Source organism: Roseibium alexandrii DFL-11 (assembly GCF_000158095.2).
GTDB lineage: Bacteria > Pseudomonadota > Alphaproteobacteria > Rhizobiales > Stappiaceae > Roseibium > Roseibium alexandrii.
This window is the reverse complement of record NZ_CM011002.1, coordinates 898,171-913,201: the sequence shown is the minus strand read 5'-3', so window position 1 is coordinate 913,201 and position 15,031 is coordinate 898,171. Positions and strand designations below refer to the sequence as shown.

The window sequence follows — 15,031 nt, the reverse complement described above, 5'->3', positions numbered from 1 at the left end:
AGCTGAACCATGAGCACCGTCCAACCCCAATCCCTAACCTTTCAGGCAGAAGACGGCTGGCAGCTGACCGGAGACCTTTATGTTGGCCGTTCGCCGAAGGTCGCTATTCTGGTCTCGTCAGGAACCGGATTTCCGCGGCGGTTCTATAGGCATATGGCAGCTTACCTGGCCGAACAGGGCGCTGTCGTTCTGACCTATGATTACCGGGGGATCGGCGGGTCCAAGACAGCCTCGATCGCCCGTTCCGCAATCGATCTGCCGGACTGGGGCCGTCTTGATATGCCGGCCACAATCGATGTTCTGGAGGCAAAGGCCCCGGACCTGCCAATCACGCATCTGGCGCATAGCGTGGGTGGGCATTTTCTTGGCCTGATGCCGAATCATGACAAGATCGCGCGCAATGCCTTTCTGGCCGTCAGCACGGGATACATCGGTCATCACGCGGCCCATTACCGCCTGATGGAAGCCTATTTCTGGTGGGGTCTCGGCAGTTATTCCTTGATGCGGCATGGTCAGCTGAAACCGATCGGCGGATGGCGCGGAGAAGCCCTACCGCCGGAAGTCTTCAAGACCTGGCGAAGGTGGAGCCACAGGCCGACCTACTTTCAAAAGGACTTTGAGAGCACACTGGCGCCGCAGCATTATGATCAGGTCCGTTCGCCGATCCGCAGCTGGCTCTTTACAGACGACCCGATTGCGACACCCAAGGCCCATGAAGTCCTTCTGGACGCTTATCCGAATGCGCCCAAGTCCCTGACCTTGACCTCCCCGAAAGACCTCAACGTCAAGCGGATCGGGCATGAAGGCGCCTTCAAACCAGAGTGCGCACCGCTTTGGGCCGATGTGTTCGAGTGGCTGGCGAACGGCACAGAAACACGTGGCACCGATTTTTAGACAGACCACCAGCAACCGCCCGGCAATCATGGGTGGTTGATTGCCGGCTTCGGCCTTACCGCGTGGCGTATTGCCGGATCATATGGCCGCCATCGACATCCAGAACGTGACCGCTTGTGAAGGTGTTCGCCATCAGGAAGAGTGCGGCCTGCGCAGCTTCGTCGACTGTCCCAACACGGCCCAGCGGGAGCGACTCGCCCGTCGCTGCATACATTTCCTCTCTTGCTGCCTCTGGCACAGCCGCATAGGCATCAGAACGGATCATGCCCGGAGACACGCAATTGACCCGGAACCGGGGACCGAGTTCCAGCGCCAGTCCATAGGTGAGGCTCTCCACGGCTCCGTTGACAGCGCCCAACCCTGAGCAGTTCCTTCCGGGTCTGCGGGACAGAACACCACTGAAGAACGTGATCGAACCGCCGTCGCGAAGATGTGGTAGCGCTGCCTTTGCCGTCAGGTAGGGGCCGAAGAATTTCGCATCGAACATTGCCCTGAGTGCATCCTCTTCCAAATCGGAGAACGCTCCGTGGGCCGCACTTGACGCAGAGATCACCAGATGATCAATCGGGCCGAGTTGGTCCGCCCATGCAGCTCTGGATGTCTCATGCGTCATATCCAACGGCAGCACGGTCATGCCCACCTTGTTCTCCGCGACGCGTTTGAGTTTTGCAGTGTCCCGGCTGGAAATAAAAACGTCCGCGCCCTGCGCCAGCGCCATTTCGGCCACGGCTCGGCCGATCCCCGAGCCGCCACCGACAACCGCTACTCTTTTTCCTTCAAAAATGGACATTATCAGCTTTCCTTTTGCGGATTTACCGAATGGCTTTCACTTCGGGCTGAATGAAATTGAAGACCGTATGAGGATCCCGGCCGGCAAACAAAAACTTGATGACAATGGCGGCCGCTGCTTCCAGCTGATAGGCATGCGCGTTGCTGCCAAGCCGCAGCGGTTCGGAGCCAACATCGGCAATCAGACCGGCAACAGTCTCATCAATCTCCTCATCGGACGTATAGAGCGTGACCAGCTGACGGCCGTCATAGATCATGTCCGGATCCTCCCAAACGGCGACCTGCGACATGTTGAAGGCCTTGGCGACCTTGGCACCCGGCAATGCGTCTGCGATGGCCTGGGTCAGCGACCCGCCATTCTCCCGGGTCGTCCGGAAAGTCTCGATGCTGACCGGGTTGTTGATATCAATAACCGTCTTGCCGTCAAAAGCGGCAGGTCCACCGGCGTTTTCTATGGCGGGAAACACATCTTCCCAACGCGTTGCCAAAACAATCACATCTCCGAAACTTGCAGCTTCCTGGGCGGTTCCGCTTCGGACACCAAGTGAGGCCGCAGCGGCCTTGGTCTTGTCCAGATCCCGGCCGGACAGCATCACCTCGTGTTTGGCGGCCCACTTTCTTGCCAGGGCTTTCGCCATTCCGCCGGCACCGATAAAACCAATGTTCATTTCCATCTCCTGTTGTTTGATGGCTTGAACATGGTGCGGAAATTAGCATAAATAAAATTGTCAAATTGGATATTAGGTATAATTTGAGTGGATATAAAACAGACTGAGCTTGGGCTTCTCCTCGCCCTTCATGCCCTGCTGGACCATGAGAATGTCTCACTGGCCGCGAAACAGATCGGCATCACGCAGCCTGCCATGTCGGCGCAGCTCAAGCGGCTCCGCGACCTTTTCAACGATCCACTTCTCGTGCCGTCTGGCCGGCGCCTGGTTGCGACCACGCGCGCCCGCGCATTGCAAAATGACCTGCGCGCCCATCTTCAGGGCCTGAACGCCTTGGTGCGCGATCACACGGTTTTCGACCCGGCATCGAGCGAAACAACGTTTCGACTGATCGGGACCGACTATGTCCATGCCGTTTTGGCCGCGCCCGTTCAAAAGATGCTGGCGGCGGAAGCCCCGGGTGCGCGGGCGGCATTTCTGGCCTTTGATCCAAAAATACTGTGGTCATCGCTCGAAGCCGAAACGGCAGACCTTGCACTTGCAACGGGCATGTCTTTGCCGGAGGCAAAAAGACAATCAGCGCTCACAGAAGATTTTCAGGTGATCATGTCCAAGACCCATCCTCTTGTGGGACAGCCAATGACACTTGAGGGATTTTGCGCTTTCCCGCATATCCTGGTGTCACCGGAAGGCGGTGGCTTCATTGGAGCCACAGATCGTGTTCTCAAAGAGACCGGTCACAAGCGCCGCGTTGCGATCTCGTTGCCGAGTTTTCTGCTCGCTCCAGCACTTGTATCCAGCTCCGATGCGCTATGCATGATGCCGAGCCGCCTCGCCAAACTCCACCAGGGCAATATGGCTTGCACACCATCGCCCTTCCCGTCCCCCGCCTTTGACGTCGATCTCCTGTGGCACCCCCGCCGCCAAAATGACCCGGCCCACAAATGGTTCCGAGCTCAGGTTCGGCGATTGGCGCAGGGCCTTTGAGGCAAGCACCTTCGGTTAGCTGAGCAAACCAGTACTTCGCGCTTTAAGACGCCTCTTCTGAAGTTGAACCATCTAAATACCTATGATGTAAGCGCTTGCATTTTGATGAAAGCGCTTACATACTACTTTTGCGCGATATTTTCACGGTGCGCAATTTATTTTGCACAATCCTAGAATGCACTGCCGGCCATGTCGCGCTCCCGACAGGAGGACATGGAATGACTACGACAACGACCCAAACCATCGGAAACAGAAACTTCAACACATCCGCCAACTCACCATTCGGATTTGGGAATGGCAAGTGGACAGCCACGGACAATTCAGACGGCTACCTTGGAAACTACGGAGCAAATGAAGACGTCACCAAAACCGTAACAGTCCCTAACGGGACCAGCGAGCTCTTGCTGAAATTCGATTTCCTGGAAGTCGACTCATGGGACAACGAACATCTTTATGTCGACATAAACGGCGTAACAGTCGACTTGGGCGCCTTCCATGTTTACACGACGGAAGGGACTCACGGCTGGCAGACTGCTGACGATAACATCACCTATCGCAAAACCGCAGCAAGCACCGCATCTGATTTCACCAATGCGGGCTGGGTCGATCAGCGCCATACCTACGAAATCGAACTGCCTGGCAGCGTGGTCACGGATGGGCAATTGTCCATCAAGTGGCATTCGTCATTGAACCAGGCTTCCAATGACGAAGCTTTCGGCATCGATAACTTCCTACTGACCGCAACGGTTTTGCAGGCCGATTCCAATGACTACAGTGATGCGCGGTCTGCAATCCAGGAAATCGATATGTTCTCAATCGGGAGCCAGCAACTTGGCTCTCTATACGACACCTTTGCCACACGACTTGAGCTAATGAAAGACGGCGCGTTCGATCTTGGCGAGGAAATGGGACTGGATCTCGGAAACTTAACAAATAGCCAAGTTCTGCAATTGGAAACCGACGCAACGGCAGCACTAAACACTTGGTCCGCTGCCAATAACGGGTTTGACGAGTGGGGCGAATTGTTGTGGCAGGAAATGTACGACCAGTACGGCGTCATTAATGGCAACGATGGTGTCGATCTAATGAGAGGTTTAAGTATCTTAACAGCGACAGCCGGCTTTCTAACTGGCGGGCTGACCGGTGCTGGAGCTCTCGGCATTGCGACCACCTCATTGAATGTCTTTGCTGCGTTCGTGGAAGAAACCGGGGAACACTACCCATCGACTCCGATCCCATTGCAAACTTTCACAATGGATGAAGCTCTTGAAAGCCTGTATTCAGAACTATCCTCCCGCAACTTCAACTCAGATGCCGCGACATTAAAAACTGCTGCAGACACTGCCGCGCAGGAGATGGTCGATTTCATGACCAACTCACAGCTCGCAAACTACGTCGGTGAGATGATGGCCGGCGGTGTGAATCGGCTCTCCTATAAAAGCAAGATGGAAGCACTAGGCTTCGACGTGGATTCCGGATACCACCGCGCGGATATCGGACCTGGCGGCCCAATTGGCGACAGCTACTCCTGGATGCGGATCGAGGACGGTTCAGCCGACATCATCGGTGTTGATTCAATCTACTTTCGTTACAACGGCAGCACCGGTACGGGCTTCAATTACGATATCGACTTTACCTAGAACAAAAGACAAACAAAAAACCCGCCGGACCGATCCGGCGGGTTTTGAAGTCTTGGAACCAGTTGGTCCAGCGATTAACGCTTGGAGAATTGGAAGCTCTTACGGGCTTTCGCGCGGCCGAACTTCTTACGCTCAACAACACGGCTGTCGCGTGTGATGAAGCCGTTCTTCTTCAGGATCGGACGCAAGTCTGGCTCGTAGTAGGTCAGAGCCTTGGACAGGCCGTGGCGCACAGCACCCGCCTGGCCAGATAGGCCACCACCGGTAACGGTGGCAACAATGTCGAACTGACCATCACGCTCAGTGATCATCAACGGCTGTCTCAGGATCATCTGAAGAACCGGACGAGCGAAATACTCGGTGAAGTCCTTCTTGTTGACAATGATCTTGCCGGTGCCCGGCTTGACCCAAACGCGCGCAATCGCGTCTTTACGCTTGCCGGTTGCGTATGCACGGCCCTGTGCGTCCAGCTTCTGGACATGGACCGGAGCTTCAGGGGCTGCGGTGTCGACCGCGCCGCCCAATTCTTCCAGGGATTGCAGCTCAGCCATTGTTAAGCCCTCTTGCCGTCATTTTTTGCGTTGAGGCTCTTGACGTCGACCAGTTCCGGCGACTGAGCTTCATGCGGATGCTTCGGACCAGCGTATACCTTCAGGTTGGACAGCTGCTTGTTTGACAGCGGTCCGCCCGGCATCATGCGCTGAACGGCTTTTTCCAGAACGCGCTCCGGAAAACGGCCTTCCATGATGGCACGAGCCGTACGCTCTTTGATGCCGCCCGGGTGGCCGGTGTGCCAGTAGTATTTCTTGTTGTCGTACTTGCGGCCGGTCAGAACCACTTTGTCGGCGTTGACGACGATGATGTTGTCACCGGTATCGACGTGCGGCGTGTAGGTCGGCAGGTGCTTGCCGCGCAGATGATTAGCAATGTAGGCAGCCAAACGGCCGACAACCATGCCTTCTGCGTCGATCAAGATCCACTTTTTTTCGACCTCGGCCGGCTTGGCAGAGAAGGTCTTCATGAGTTTGATCCATGAGTTCAGGTTAAAGAAAAGGTCCGCGCGGCTTATTACAAGCGCAGCGAACGGACCTTCAATTCGTTCGGATTGGCTTATACGCTTGTCCAAATAAAGCGTCAAGAACCTTCATTCGCACAACGATCGAATTAATCATTTAAAATCAATAAGTTAAAAAAACGGTATTATATTACCGCATCTTTTTGCATTTTTTGATGGCTGATCGTCATCCTGCAGTGTTTCAGAATCTAAAGCGTTGGAATTAGCAATATTCAATATTCCGCTATTTTACGCACCCTTAAGCGGTCGATGGCTACGATAGCACCCGGATAAGACTGGGAAACCCTGATGAACGTCACGCGTTTGTATGAACAACACCGCTATACGCTTCTTGCCGCGGCTGCGGGAACATTGGCCCTGATCGGCATGGTGTGGATCGCATTGGACACGCTCATTGACTGGCAGGTTCAGGAAGCCATCAAGCGCAACGCTGAGGAACGGGCACTCAATTGGTCTCACAATTTCCTGGAAACCACGCCGTCTGCCATTGAACTGATCCAGACAGGCAAAGGCGATATGGACGATATCAACCGCCTGGAAGACTCCTTTGCCCTGGTTAACATCATCCGCTTTCAGCTTTTTGATGAAGAAGGCCGGCAGACCTTCCTGTCAAACGGGAGCCTGGACCGGGACAGCAAATATGGCGACACACCGAACGGTAACGCTGTTCGCGCTTTTGAAACTGGACAACCTGTCATCGAAGTCCACCACGATGACAATGACGAGCGGACGGATGGCGATCCCCGGGTTCCTGAGACCTATATCGAGGCTTACGTGCCTGCGATAACCGCATCCGGCGAGAAGGTGGGTACAATCGAGCTTTATGTCGATGCCAGCGCTTTTGAAGAAGCACTGGAAGAAACCTTTCAGGAAGTCAGCATTTATCTCGTGGCCGGAACCGTCCTCGTACTCCTTTTCCCGATCGCCGCCTTTGTGCGCCGCACCCAACAACTGATGCAGAACGACAAACGCATGCTTGAGTTGACGCGGTATGATCAACTGACCGGGGTGTTCAACCGCAACTCGACCACCCAGCATTTGAAAGCACTGTTCATTGACCCGGACAGAGCGGCCGGAACCGGCATTCTCTTTGTTGACGTGGACTATTTCAAACAGGTCAACGACAAGTACGGCCACGCCTGTGGTGATATCCTGCTAAAACACATCGCGGATGTTCTGAAATCCAGTATCCGCCTGAAAGACGATGTCGTTGGCCGCTATGGCGGGGATGAGTTCGTGATCCTGTGCCGGAACATCACGAAGGCGGACTTCCGGGGGCTCTCGCAGCGCGTGATGGAAGGCGCAAAGACGCCCTGCACCCACGAAGGCAACAGCTACACCCCCAGCCTCAGCGTTGGTGCTTATCTCTCGCGCGATGGAGACACGGAAGATCTCGCCCTGCACCGCGCGGATCTGGCGGTCTATGCAGCCAAACGCGGCGGGCGCAACCAGGTCGTGGAATTCTCAGAAGATCTGGAAGGTCTCTTTAAAGACGACGAAGCTCAAAAGAGCGCTTGATATCTGCCTGCCGGGACAGGTCAAAGTCACCGCGGCGGGATCGAATAGGTTGCTGTTGCATGGGCAACCATGTCGTCCTGCCCCTCCCCTGCAATCGCACAGTCGACCACTGCCAGCCGTTTTCCGAGCTTAAGAAGGCGGCACGTCGCCAGAAGATCACCAGGTTCCGGTTTTCTCAGGAAGTTGATGTTGAGATTGGTGGTGACTGCCAAGGCCTGCGGGCCGATATGCGCCAGAATGACAACATAGGCCGCAAAGTCCGCCATCGCCATCATGGTCGGACCAGACACGGTGCCACCGGGGCGTAAATGCCGCTCGTTGGCTGACAGCCGCAGCACGGCCTCGCCGGGCCCGACATTCTCGATTTCATAGACACGGCCATCGGCATGGATCTGCGGAAAAACCTCGTCCAGCATCCCCATGATTTCATCAGCGTTCATGATCGGCTGCATCGGCTCCCCCCAATCCATTCAACTTGCAATCGTTCTATTACTTTGACTTACGTAAACGTCAAAGTGGTTATCATGCAAGAGTGTTCCCGGGATAGATCGTCTTATTCAGCAGGTTCGGTTTGTCTGGATACCCGTTTTACCACTTCATATTTGCCGCGATCCCAAAGCCATACGGCAAGCGACTGAAGGCCAATCCCAGTGCGCATCTCAAATTCCTCAAAGTGGAACCTGGAGGCCTTGAGCCCTTTGAGAAGCAGACCGGATTTGAGCGCCTTGCGCATCGGCACAGGCCCGCAAAAGAAGACATGCGCATTCGCAACATCGCCGCCGAGGTCGGACACGATGCGGTCCGAAGTCAGCCGGATGCCCTCTGAAGAGTTCACGATGATCAGCTCAAGCGTATCAACCTCTTCAGCCAGCCGCTCCAGTTCAACCGCATAAGGAATGTCGTCCCGCTCCCGGACGCAATAATAGAGCTTTATCGGACCGGTCTCGCGGCCCTTGAGGCTTTCCGCAAAGGCCAGGAACGGGGTGATACCAACCCCAGCCCCAATCCACACCTGAGGATCCCGACCACGGGGCATCGAAAAATGTCCAAATGGACCGGACACGATTGCGTCCATCCCCGGCTGCACCGTTCTTTGCAGCCGGTCGGTGTAATCGCCAAGATCCTTGATGGAGAACCTAAGAACCCTGTCGTCTGTCGGCGCGCCGCTGAGTGTAAACGGGTGTTCCTCCCCCAGTCCGCCGCCGTCAATCGACAAAAATGCAAACTGGCCCGGCTTATGCCGCATGCCACCTCCCTTGGGCAACAAAACCAGCTCCGTCAACCCGCCGACCCGCCGGACAAGATCCACTTCATATCTGTGACCACGTGGTGCCATCGGGCGAACGACAGACATCCAGATATAGGAAACTATTCCTAAAATGCAGAATGCAGAAACATAGAGTCCAAGCGGGTCAAAATTGGAAAAGGGCTTTGCAATGAAGAAGAAATGAAATGCTCCGAGAAAGAAGAACACTCCGATAATGCGGTGGCTCCATTTCCAAAGATGATAGGGAATGAAGGTGATGACCGAAGCCAGGATCAGTATCATCAAACCGTAAAGGCTGATCTCACCGATGTCTTCGGCAATTCCGGACAATACCCCGCCGCGCAACCCGTTCATATCCGCGTCGATGATGTCATGCAGCCCCATGGCGATGAGAGCGATGACACCCAGCCACTTGTGCAGCACATAAATCCGGTCAAGAGGACCAAAAACGATCTCCAAACCCGGAGCCCTTGTGGCGACGAATTGATTGATGCCCATCAGGATGAGAGCAGCGGCCCCGAGATATTGGCTGAACAAGGCAACCGGGTCCCGCTCGGAGGCGATCGGCGCAAACCAATAAACCGGTATCAGGACCGCAAGTGCGATGAGGGCAAGGCCGAGGGGGCGCATTCAAGTTTCCCGTGTTCTTGGCTTTTGGCTCAGCAAAACGCGAGGTCGGACGCTGTCTGCCTTAGTAGAGCTATATGACGACCGCAACACATAAGCATTAAGTGCAGATTATCTAGCTTATTTTCTTCCGCTGATATGTTTGGCTGATCAAAGCAAACCTCGGGACAATAGGCCCAGACTTTAATACCACCGCCGGGAGAACGACATGATGGCATCAGGAAAATGTTTGTGCGGCGCTGTCGCCTTTGAAGCAACACCTCTTCCTACGATGTCCGCCTGCCATTGCCATACCTGCCGAAAATGGGGTGGCGGCCCATTCATGGCCGTGCCCTGCAAAAACACAAGTTTTTCCGGCGACATTACCCGGTATTCGGTGACTGATCGTGCTGATAGGGGCTTTTGTCCCGCCTGTGGCACACACCTGTTTTTCTACGTCAAGGCAGCCGACATTTATGCCTTGCCTGCCGGGTTATTCGATGACGATCCGGTACCGTCACTGCGGGCAGAGTATTTTATAGATCAGAAGCCGGAGTATTATTGTTTCGCAGAACAAACCAAAACACTGACAGGGGCAGAATATTTCGAGAAGTTCAGTTAGTGTTTGCCAATGAAGCACCGGGCGACCGAGGCAAAGAATGCGTACACCTATCCGAATCCGACTATGCACCGCTGTGGTAACTTGTTGCGCAGCTCTGTCACTCGCGACTGCGAATGCACAAGACTGGACATATCTGGATGACCGGTCGACGCCTCAAAAACTGGTCGAAAGCTATTACTACGCGATCAGCAACCAGTTTTATGTTCAGGCTTACAGCTATTTTCAAAAGGACATGGCGCCCAAGGATTTCAAGTCTTGGTCAAAAGGTTATGCGGACACAAAAAACGTTGAAGTGGCGTTCGGCCCGACCGAGCCTGATCCTGGTGCCGGTCAGATTTATTGGGGTCTCCCAGTCGCACTTAAAACCACCAAGACCGACGGCTCCACTATCGTTTTCTCAGGCTGTTACACGATCCACATGGCAAATCTTGGAATGCAGACAGAACAACCCTTTCAGCCGATGGGGATTGTCGAAGCATCGCTCAAGGAAACTGCCGTCCCTTTTGAAAAGGCCGCCCCTCAAAAGTGCTGAGCATTGAATTCAAAGGGCGTGGGAGATCAGGCGAATACCTTCATCTATTCAATTCCGCGTATCCTTTTGAAATTCATGGCTTTGTTGGAGTACTGAACAACCAGCTCAAGCTTTCATAAATAGTGATGTAATTCAAAAGCGCGGCGAACTGCTCCGTAAACCAAATTTAATTCAAAATCTATCGAAACTGCTCGTCCGACTCATGATGAGGACTGCGGATCGATAACATGGTCACAGGATTTTTGTTCCGGAGGTTTGTTCTTTCTGCAGCAGTTTTGCTGACCTTAATCCTGTCTGCCGCCGCAACACCGCTGCAACTCGTAACGCTTCAATATCCGCCTTACGAATATCAGGATGGCGACAAGGTAGACGGCATCGTCGTCCGCTTGCTGCACCACGCCTTTGAAAAGCTGGGACGGGACATAGAAATTACAGTCCTTCCATGGAAGCGCGCTCAACTCATGGCCAAAAAAGGCCAGGTCGACGGCATATTCACCGTATATGAGACCCCTGAGCGGCTGAAGTATCTCGACTATTCCAAAAAGGTGCTGATCCCACAAACCGTCTCCTTATGGGCGCTGAGAGACACAGATGTTTCCTACGATGGAACCATGGAAAGCCTTGCGGATGTTTCCATCGGCCTTGCTCTTGGTGTGAGCTACGGCGAAAAAGCCGACCGGGCGCTCAAAAGTGGTGCTTTGAAACACTTGGAGTATGCGCCCGACAGTGCGCAGAACATCAAGAAACTTCTGGCAGGCCGGACATCCGTGGTCATCATGAACCGCTACGGCGCCCTGCACCATTTGCACCTTCAGGACGGCTTTGAACGCGTCCAGGAACTGACGCCCGAAATCTCTTCGGTTCCGTCCTATGTCGCCTTCTCCAAAGCTCGCAATCACACCGCTCTTAGGGACCAGTTCGATCAAGTCCTGGAGGCCATGATCGCCTCTGGCGACTACACGCGGATCATTGACGGATATTTCGCTGAAAAATCAGCGAAAACAGAGTTCTGATGAACCCGCCCCGGTAGCGGTTCGCAACTCACCAAGCCCGCAAACCTGACGCTGAAGCCAAGGATGGAGGCACACATGAAGCGATTGGCACACATTACTCTGATTGCAATGGGACTGACGTTCTGCGCGACAGCGGTCAAAGCAGAAACCGTCAGACTTGTGACCCTGGAATACCCGCCCTACCAGTATGAGGCCGGATCTGATGCCGACGGCATCGTCGTGCGTATCCTGCGCGAGGCATTTGCCAAAATGAAAGCGGACATCAGCATTGAGGTTTTGCCTTGGAAACGGTCTCTGAAGATGGTCGAAACCGGCGATGCCGATGCCATATTCACTGCCTACAAGACCGCTGAACGGGAGACGTTTCTCGATTATTCCAAAACCGTATTAATGCCGCAGGTCGTCTCGGTCTGGGTCAACAAGGACAAGAGCGTTGCATTTGATGGCAGCATGGACAGCTTAAGTGATGTCTCGATCGGCCTCGTCGACGGGTTGAGCTACGGCGGCACGGTCGATGACGCCATCACATCAGGTGCTTTGACGTCTCTCGACTACGCCCCGGAAAGCTCCAACAACATAAAAAAGCTCATGGGTGGGCGGATCGATGCCGTCATCATGAACAAATATGGTGCCATGCATCACCTGAAGAACCTGGGTGGTCTGGAGAAAGTCGTAGAGCTAGAGCCGGAGCTGTCTTCTGTTCCGTCCTACATTGCTTTTTCAAAAGCCAACAACCTGGCTGGTATGCGGGATGAACTCGACACCGTCCTCCAAGGCATGATCGACAGCGGCGAGTATCAAAGCATTATCGACACTTATTTCGCCCAATAATCGAATGCTCCAACCTTGCGCGGCCCCACCCGTTTGGTGGGGCCCTTTCTTTATGCCGGTTCAAAGAGCTCGATAACGTTTCCGGATGGATCCCGGCACAGGATCTGTTTGCCTCCGGGCCCGGTGACGATGTCGTTGAGGAACGGGATCTCATTCTGCCTGAGCTCGGTCACAAGCCTTTCCAGATCAGCCACAACAAAAACACAGCGGTTCCATCCGCCAGGTTTCGGGACGGTTCCATCTGCCATCGGCTTTGACGCAGACGCCATTGGCCCCGCCAGCCAGAGCTCAAGATCATCGCGCTGGAGAATCGCCATCGCCGGCCCAAATTGCTGTTTCAGGTCAAATCCGAGTTGATCCCGATAGAAGGAGACGGCTTCATCGACATTCTCAACAAGATACCGGAAATGCACCACTGAAGTCCTCCCTTCGGAATACAACCAGTAATTATAACCTAGCGCCTCATCATATGGCTGTCATTTATACCGATAATCACCGCAGATACGACTTCGTGCACTTAAAAACGATTTATCGCGCCAAGCGCGTATAATTTGACCCCACACGCTTAGCCTACATATCCTTACAATCTTTCCGTGAAACTCAGGTGTCAATGCACCCTTTCAAATTGGAATTTTGTGAGGAACAGGAGATGCACAAAAGCAGCAGTGGCCCGCGCGCGGACCAAGTGCGCTGCGACACAATCTTCACTTACATCTTCATGCTGGTAACGTCTGCGCTGGCCACACTGGGCCCGCCGGATGCCGCGTTTTCCAGAAATCTCAGCCCGAAGTTTCCGGCCGCATACTACGCCGAACAAGGCAACAAATACTTCGACACGCTGGACAGCTATGCGTCCCGCGCCTCAAAGCCCAACTATTCCACCCATGTGATCCGGTGGGAGTGGCCTCCCTGGCTGTACCTGACCGGTCACAAGGACCACTGGATGACGATGGACCGGTTGCTTGTGCTCTATCCAACGCGCGTCCTGAACCGCGACTGCCGCAGTTTTAAGGTGCAGCCCTTCAGCCGGTGCCGGGTCACTTTCCACTATGAGTGGATCGATTCCTATGTCGATATTTATCAGGAGTTCACCTTCAACGATTACGGGCAAATCACCTTCATTGAAGCATGGACCGATAAAGCCGGTTTTCTCCCGATGAATGCAACAATTGATCGCTGGGCCGAGGGGAAAGCGGTGAGCAGGCTGTCGACCCGCGTACCAGGCCTTGGCCGCGCTGATGGGCGGTATCAAGCCATACCGCCACAGCACCTCGCCCGTGTCGACCGCCATCTGCGAAACCTGCAGATCCGTCTCCGGGTCCCGGTGATCGCATGGCTGGTCGAAAGCGTGCGGTTCACTTTCAACGCCTAAGTGATTTTGGTCCGCGGATGCCGGTCTTCCAATTAGCCCCGCCGGCGGCCGCGGCGGCGGCCGGACCCAGCACCCTCGCCTTCTGCAGCGCGTGCTGCATCGGCTTCCTTGTTGGGCGGAGACACAAGCGGGCCAATATCTGAAATCACCTGATCGAGCGTCGGACGCACACCCTTCTTGTAGTCGTCAAGCGCCAGGCGCATTGCCTTCAAATGGGAGGGAGACGTGCCACAACATCCACCGATAATCCGCGCTCCAGCGTCCAAAGCCATGCGAGCGTAATCGGCCATCAGTTCTGGCGTGCCTGTATAGACCACCTCATCTCCCTTGATTTGGGGAATGCCGCAATTGGCCTTGGCAACAACAACCGCGTCCGGATAGGCCTCGGTAATCTCCAAGATGGCCGCCAGCAAATCAGAGGCACCGACGCCGCAGTTCGACCCGATGGCGACCGGCGAACAGGCAAACTGGTTTTGAAGATCCCCAAGACCCTTCGGCGACAGTCCCATCATGGTTTTGCCGGCCGTATCGAAACTTGCAGTGATGACCAGCGGCAGATCGAAATCCTGAGCAGCTTCCGCTGCCGCCTTCATTTCCTCAATCGCGGACATGGTCTCGACCCAAAGGACATCGACACCGCCATCAACGAGCCCTTCGATCTGTTCCCGAAAGGCCTCAACACCCTCTTCGTAGGACAAAGCACCAAGCGGCTGGAACAGTTCACCGGTTGGGCCGATGGAACCACCGATGAGAACGTCACGTCCAGATTCGGCGATCACGTCCTTGGCGAGTTCGACCGCAGCAATATTGAGTTCCTTCACGCGGTCCTGCGCGCTGTGAAGCTTCAACCGGTGCCGGTTGCAGCCGAAAGTGTTCGTCAGAATGATGTCGGACCCTGCATCGACGAAGGACTTATAGAGCGCCTTGATCTTTTCCGGTTCGTCCACATTCCAGAGTTCCGGCGCGTCGCCAGACACCAGCCCCATATCGAACAAGTTGGTGCCGGTCGCCCCGTCCGCCAGCAATGCGCCTTTTTGAGCGAGGAAATCTTCAAACTTCGACATGTCTTTTTGGTCTTTCCGAGTCGTCTCGAGCCCGAAGGCAAATCTGAGGCCTGCAATAGCAGACCCCGCGCGGATGTCCACGCGGGGTTTTGTTTTTCGGTTCTTCGGCTGTCCCGACCCTGCGCCGGGACCAAATCCGTAGAACACCCAAAT

Annotated in this window: 17 protein-coding genes; 9 read left to right on the top strand and 8 right to left on the bottom strand. The window is 54.7% G+C overall.

Going from position 1 to position 15,031, the window contains the following annotated elements:
* Positions 1–9 precede the first annotated feature (9 nt).
* Complete coding sequence (locus SADFL11_RS04285) at positions 10–894, top strand: alpha/beta hydrolase family protein (RefSeq protein WP_008195783.1); 885 nt, start codon at positions 10–12, stop codon at positions 892–894.
* 55 nt (positions 895–949) lie between these two features.
* Here SADFL11_RS04285 and SADFL11_RS04280 read toward each other — a convergent pair whose 3' ends face one another.
* Together SADFL11_RS04280 and SADFL11_RS04275 are read right to left on the bottom strand one after the other, a co-directional pair.
* Positions 950–1,684, bottom strand: coding sequence for an SDR family oxidoreductase (locus SADFL11_RS04280; RefSeq protein WP_008193705.1), 735 nt, complete (start codon positions 1,682–1,684; stop codon positions 950–952).
* Positions 1,685–1,706: 22 nt separating this feature from the next.
* Positions 1,707–2,351 carry an NADPH-dependent F420 reductase gene (locus SADFL11_RS04275; RefSeq protein WP_167578951.1) on the bottom strand — a complete coding sequence of 215 codons (645 nt, stop codon included), beginning with the start codon at positions 2,349–2,351 and terminating at the stop codon, positions 1,707–1,709.
* Between the two features lie 87 nt (positions 2,352–2,438).
* On the opposite strand from SADFL11_RS04275, the gene SADFL11_RS04270 reads away from it, so the two are divergent.
* Both SADFL11_RS04270 and SADFL11_RS04265 read left to right on the top strand, forming a co-directional pair.
* Entirely contained in the window at positions 2,439–3,338 is a 900-nt protein-coding gene (locus tag SADFL11_RS04270) for a LysR family transcriptional regulator (RefSeq protein ID WP_008194544.1), read from the top strand.
* 218 nt (positions 3,339–3,556) lie between these two features.
* Positions 3,557–4,978 carry a hypothetical protein gene (locus tag SADFL11_RS04265; protein ID WP_008196890.1) on the top strand — a complete coding sequence of 474 codons (1,422 nt, stop codon included), beginning with the start codon at positions 3,557–3,559 and terminating at the stop codon, positions 4,976–4,978.
* Positions 4,979–5,052: 74 nt separating this feature from the next.
* On the opposite strand, the gene rpsI is transcribed toward SADFL11_RS04265, so the two are convergent.
* Positions 5,053–5,529: a 30S ribosomal protein S9 gene (gene rpsI, locus SADFL11_RS04260; RefSeq protein ID WP_008192244.1), complete on the bottom strand. Its 477-nt coding sequence runs from the start codon at positions 5,527–5,529 to the stop codon at positions 5,053–5,055.
* A 2-nt stretch (positions 5,530–5,531) separates the two neighbouring features.
* Complete coding sequence (gene rplM, locus SADFL11_RS04255) at positions 5,532–5,999, bottom strand: 50S ribosomal protein L13 (RefSeq protein ID WP_040452103.1); 468 nt, start codon at positions 5,997–5,999, stop codon at positions 5,532–5,534.
* Between the two features lie 342 nt (positions 6,000–6,341).
* Between rplM and SADFL11_RS04250 the strand changes: the two genes are divergently transcribed.
* Positions 6,342–7,571, top strand: coding sequence for a sensor domain-containing diguanylate cyclase (locus SADFL11_RS04250; RefSeq protein WP_008195445.1), 1,230 nt, complete (start codon positions 6,342–6,344; stop codon positions 7,569–7,571).
* A 26-nt stretch (positions 7,572–7,597) separates the two neighbouring features.
* Here SADFL11_RS04250 and SADFL11_RS04245 read toward each other — a convergent pair whose 3' ends face one another.
* Positions 7,598–8,023, bottom strand: coding sequence for a PaaI family thioesterase (locus tag SADFL11_RS04245; RefSeq protein WP_040452105.1), 426 nt, complete (start codon positions 8,021–8,023; stop codon positions 7,598–7,600).
* Positions 8,024–8,124: 101 nt separating this feature from the next.
* The gene (locus SADFL11_RS04240; RefSeq protein ID WP_008188801.1) at positions 8,125–9,468 is read right to left on the bottom strand and encodes a ferredoxin reductase family protein; all 1,344 of its coding nucleotides are present in this window, start codon (positions 9,466–9,468) and stop codon (positions 8,125–8,127) included.
* Between the two features lie 205 nt (positions 9,469–9,673).
* Between SADFL11_RS04240 and SADFL11_RS04235 the strand changes: the two genes are divergently transcribed.
* From SADFL11_RS04235 to SADFL11_RS04220, 4 genes are all read left to right on the top strand, one after another.
* Entirely contained in the window at positions 9,674–10,066 is a 393-nt protein-coding gene (locus SADFL11_RS04235) for a GFA family protein (protein WP_040450652.1), read from the top strand.
* 37 nt (positions 10,067–10,103) lie between these two features.
* Entirely contained in the window at positions 10,104–10,598 is a 495-nt protein-coding gene (locus SADFL11_RS04230) for a hypothetical protein (RefSeq protein WP_134852898.1), read from the top strand.
* Positions 10,599–10,825: 227 nt separating this feature from the next.
* Positions 10,826–11,611, top strand: a complete 786-nt coding sequence (locus tag SADFL11_RS04225) for a substrate-binding periplasmic protein (RefSeq protein ID WP_008193432.1) — start codon at positions 10,826–10,828, stop codon at positions 11,609–11,611.
* Between the two features lie 75 nt (positions 11,612–11,686).
* Positions 11,687–12,442, top strand: a complete 756-nt coding sequence (locus SADFL11_RS04220; RefSeq protein WP_040452108.1) for a substrate-binding periplasmic protein — start codon at positions 11,687–11,689, stop codon at positions 12,440–12,442.
* Between the two features lie 50 nt (positions 12,443–12,492).
* Here SADFL11_RS04220 and SADFL11_RS04215 read toward each other — a convergent pair whose 3' ends face one another.
* Positions 12,493–12,855 carry a VOC family protein gene (locus SADFL11_RS04215; protein ID WP_008190107.1) on the bottom strand — a complete coding sequence of 121 codons (363 nt, stop codon included), beginning with the start codon at positions 12,853–12,855 and terminating at the stop codon, positions 12,493–12,495.
* A gap of 236 nt (positions 12,856–13,091) precedes the next feature.
* Between SADFL11_RS04215 and SADFL11_RS04210 the strand changes: the two genes are divergently transcribed.
* The gene (locus SADFL11_RS04210) at positions 13,092–13,814 is read left to right on the top strand and encodes a hypothetical protein (protein WP_134852896.1); all 723 of its coding nucleotides are present in this window, start codon (positions 13,092–13,094) and stop codon (positions 13,812–13,814) included.
* 32 nt (positions 13,815–13,846) lie between these two features.
* Here SADFL11_RS04210 and bmt read toward each other — a convergent pair whose 3' ends face one another.
* On the bottom strand, positions 13,847–14,878 hold the full coding sequence (gene bmt / locus SADFL11_RS04205) for a betaine--homocysteine S-methyltransferase (RefSeq protein ID WP_040452109.1): 1,032 nt from the start codon (positions 14,876–14,878) through the stop codon (positions 13,847–13,849).
* Between the last annotated feature and the right edge of the window lie 153 nt (positions 14,879–15,031).

Coding starts and splice junctions, on each gene's coding strand:
- SADFL11_RS04285 (WP_008195783.1), top strand. CDS start 10: ATGAGCACCGTCCAACCCCAATCCCTAACCTTTCAGGCAGAAGACGGC.
- SADFL11_RS04250 (WP_008195445.1), top strand. CDS start 6,342: ATGAACGTCACGCGTTTGTATGAACAACACCGCTATACGCTTCTTGCC.
- SADFL11_RS04210 (WP_134852896.1), top strand. CDS start 13,092: ATGCACAAAAGCAGCAGTGGCCCGCGCGCGGACCAAGTGCGCTGCGAC.
- SADFL11_RS04265 (WP_008196890.1), top strand. CDS start 3,557: ATGACTACGACAACGACCCAAACCATCGGAAACAGAAACTTCAACACA.
- rpsI (WP_008192244.1), bottom strand. CDS start 5,529: ATGGCTGAGCTGCAATCCCTGGAAGAATTGGGCGGCGCGGTCGACACC.
- SADFL11_RS04220 (WP_040452108.1), top strand. CDS start 11,687: ATGAAGCGATTGGCACACATTACTCTGATTGCAATGGGACTGACGTTC.
- SADFL11_RS04275 (WP_167578951.1), bottom strand. CDS start 2,351: ATGAACATTGGTTTTATCGGTGCCGGCGGAATGGCGAAAGCCCTGGCA.
- SADFL11_RS04230 (WP_134852898.1), top strand. CDS start 10,104: ATGCGTACACCTATCCGAATCCGACTATGCACCGCTGTGGTAACTTGT.
- rplM (WP_040452103.1), bottom strand. CDS start 5,999: ATGAAGACCTTCTCTGCCAAGCCGGCCGAGGTCGAAAAAAAGTGGATC.
- SADFL11_RS04280 (WP_008193705.1), bottom strand. CDS start 1,684: ATGTCCATTTTTGAAGGAAAAAGAGTAGCGGTTGTCGGTGGCGGCTCG.
- SADFL11_RS04235 (WP_040450652.1), top strand. CDS start 9,674: ATGATGGCATCAGGAAAATGTTTGTGCGGCGCTGTCGCCTTTGAAGCA.
- SADFL11_RS04240 (WP_008188801.1), bottom strand. CDS start 9,468: ATGCGCCCCCTCGGCCTTGCCCTCATCGCACTTGCGGTCCTGATACCG.
- SADFL11_RS04245 (WP_040452105.1), bottom strand. CDS start 8,023: ATGCAGCCGATCATGAACGCTGATGAAATCATGGGGATGCTGGACGAG.
- SADFL11_RS04225 (WP_008193432.1), top strand. CDS start 10,826: ATGGTCACAGGATTTTTGTTCCGGAGGTTTGTTCTTTCTGCAGCAGTT.
- bmt (WP_040452109.1), bottom strand. CDS start 14,878: ATGTCGAAGTTTGAAGATTTCCTCGCTCAAAAAGGCGCATTGCTGGCG.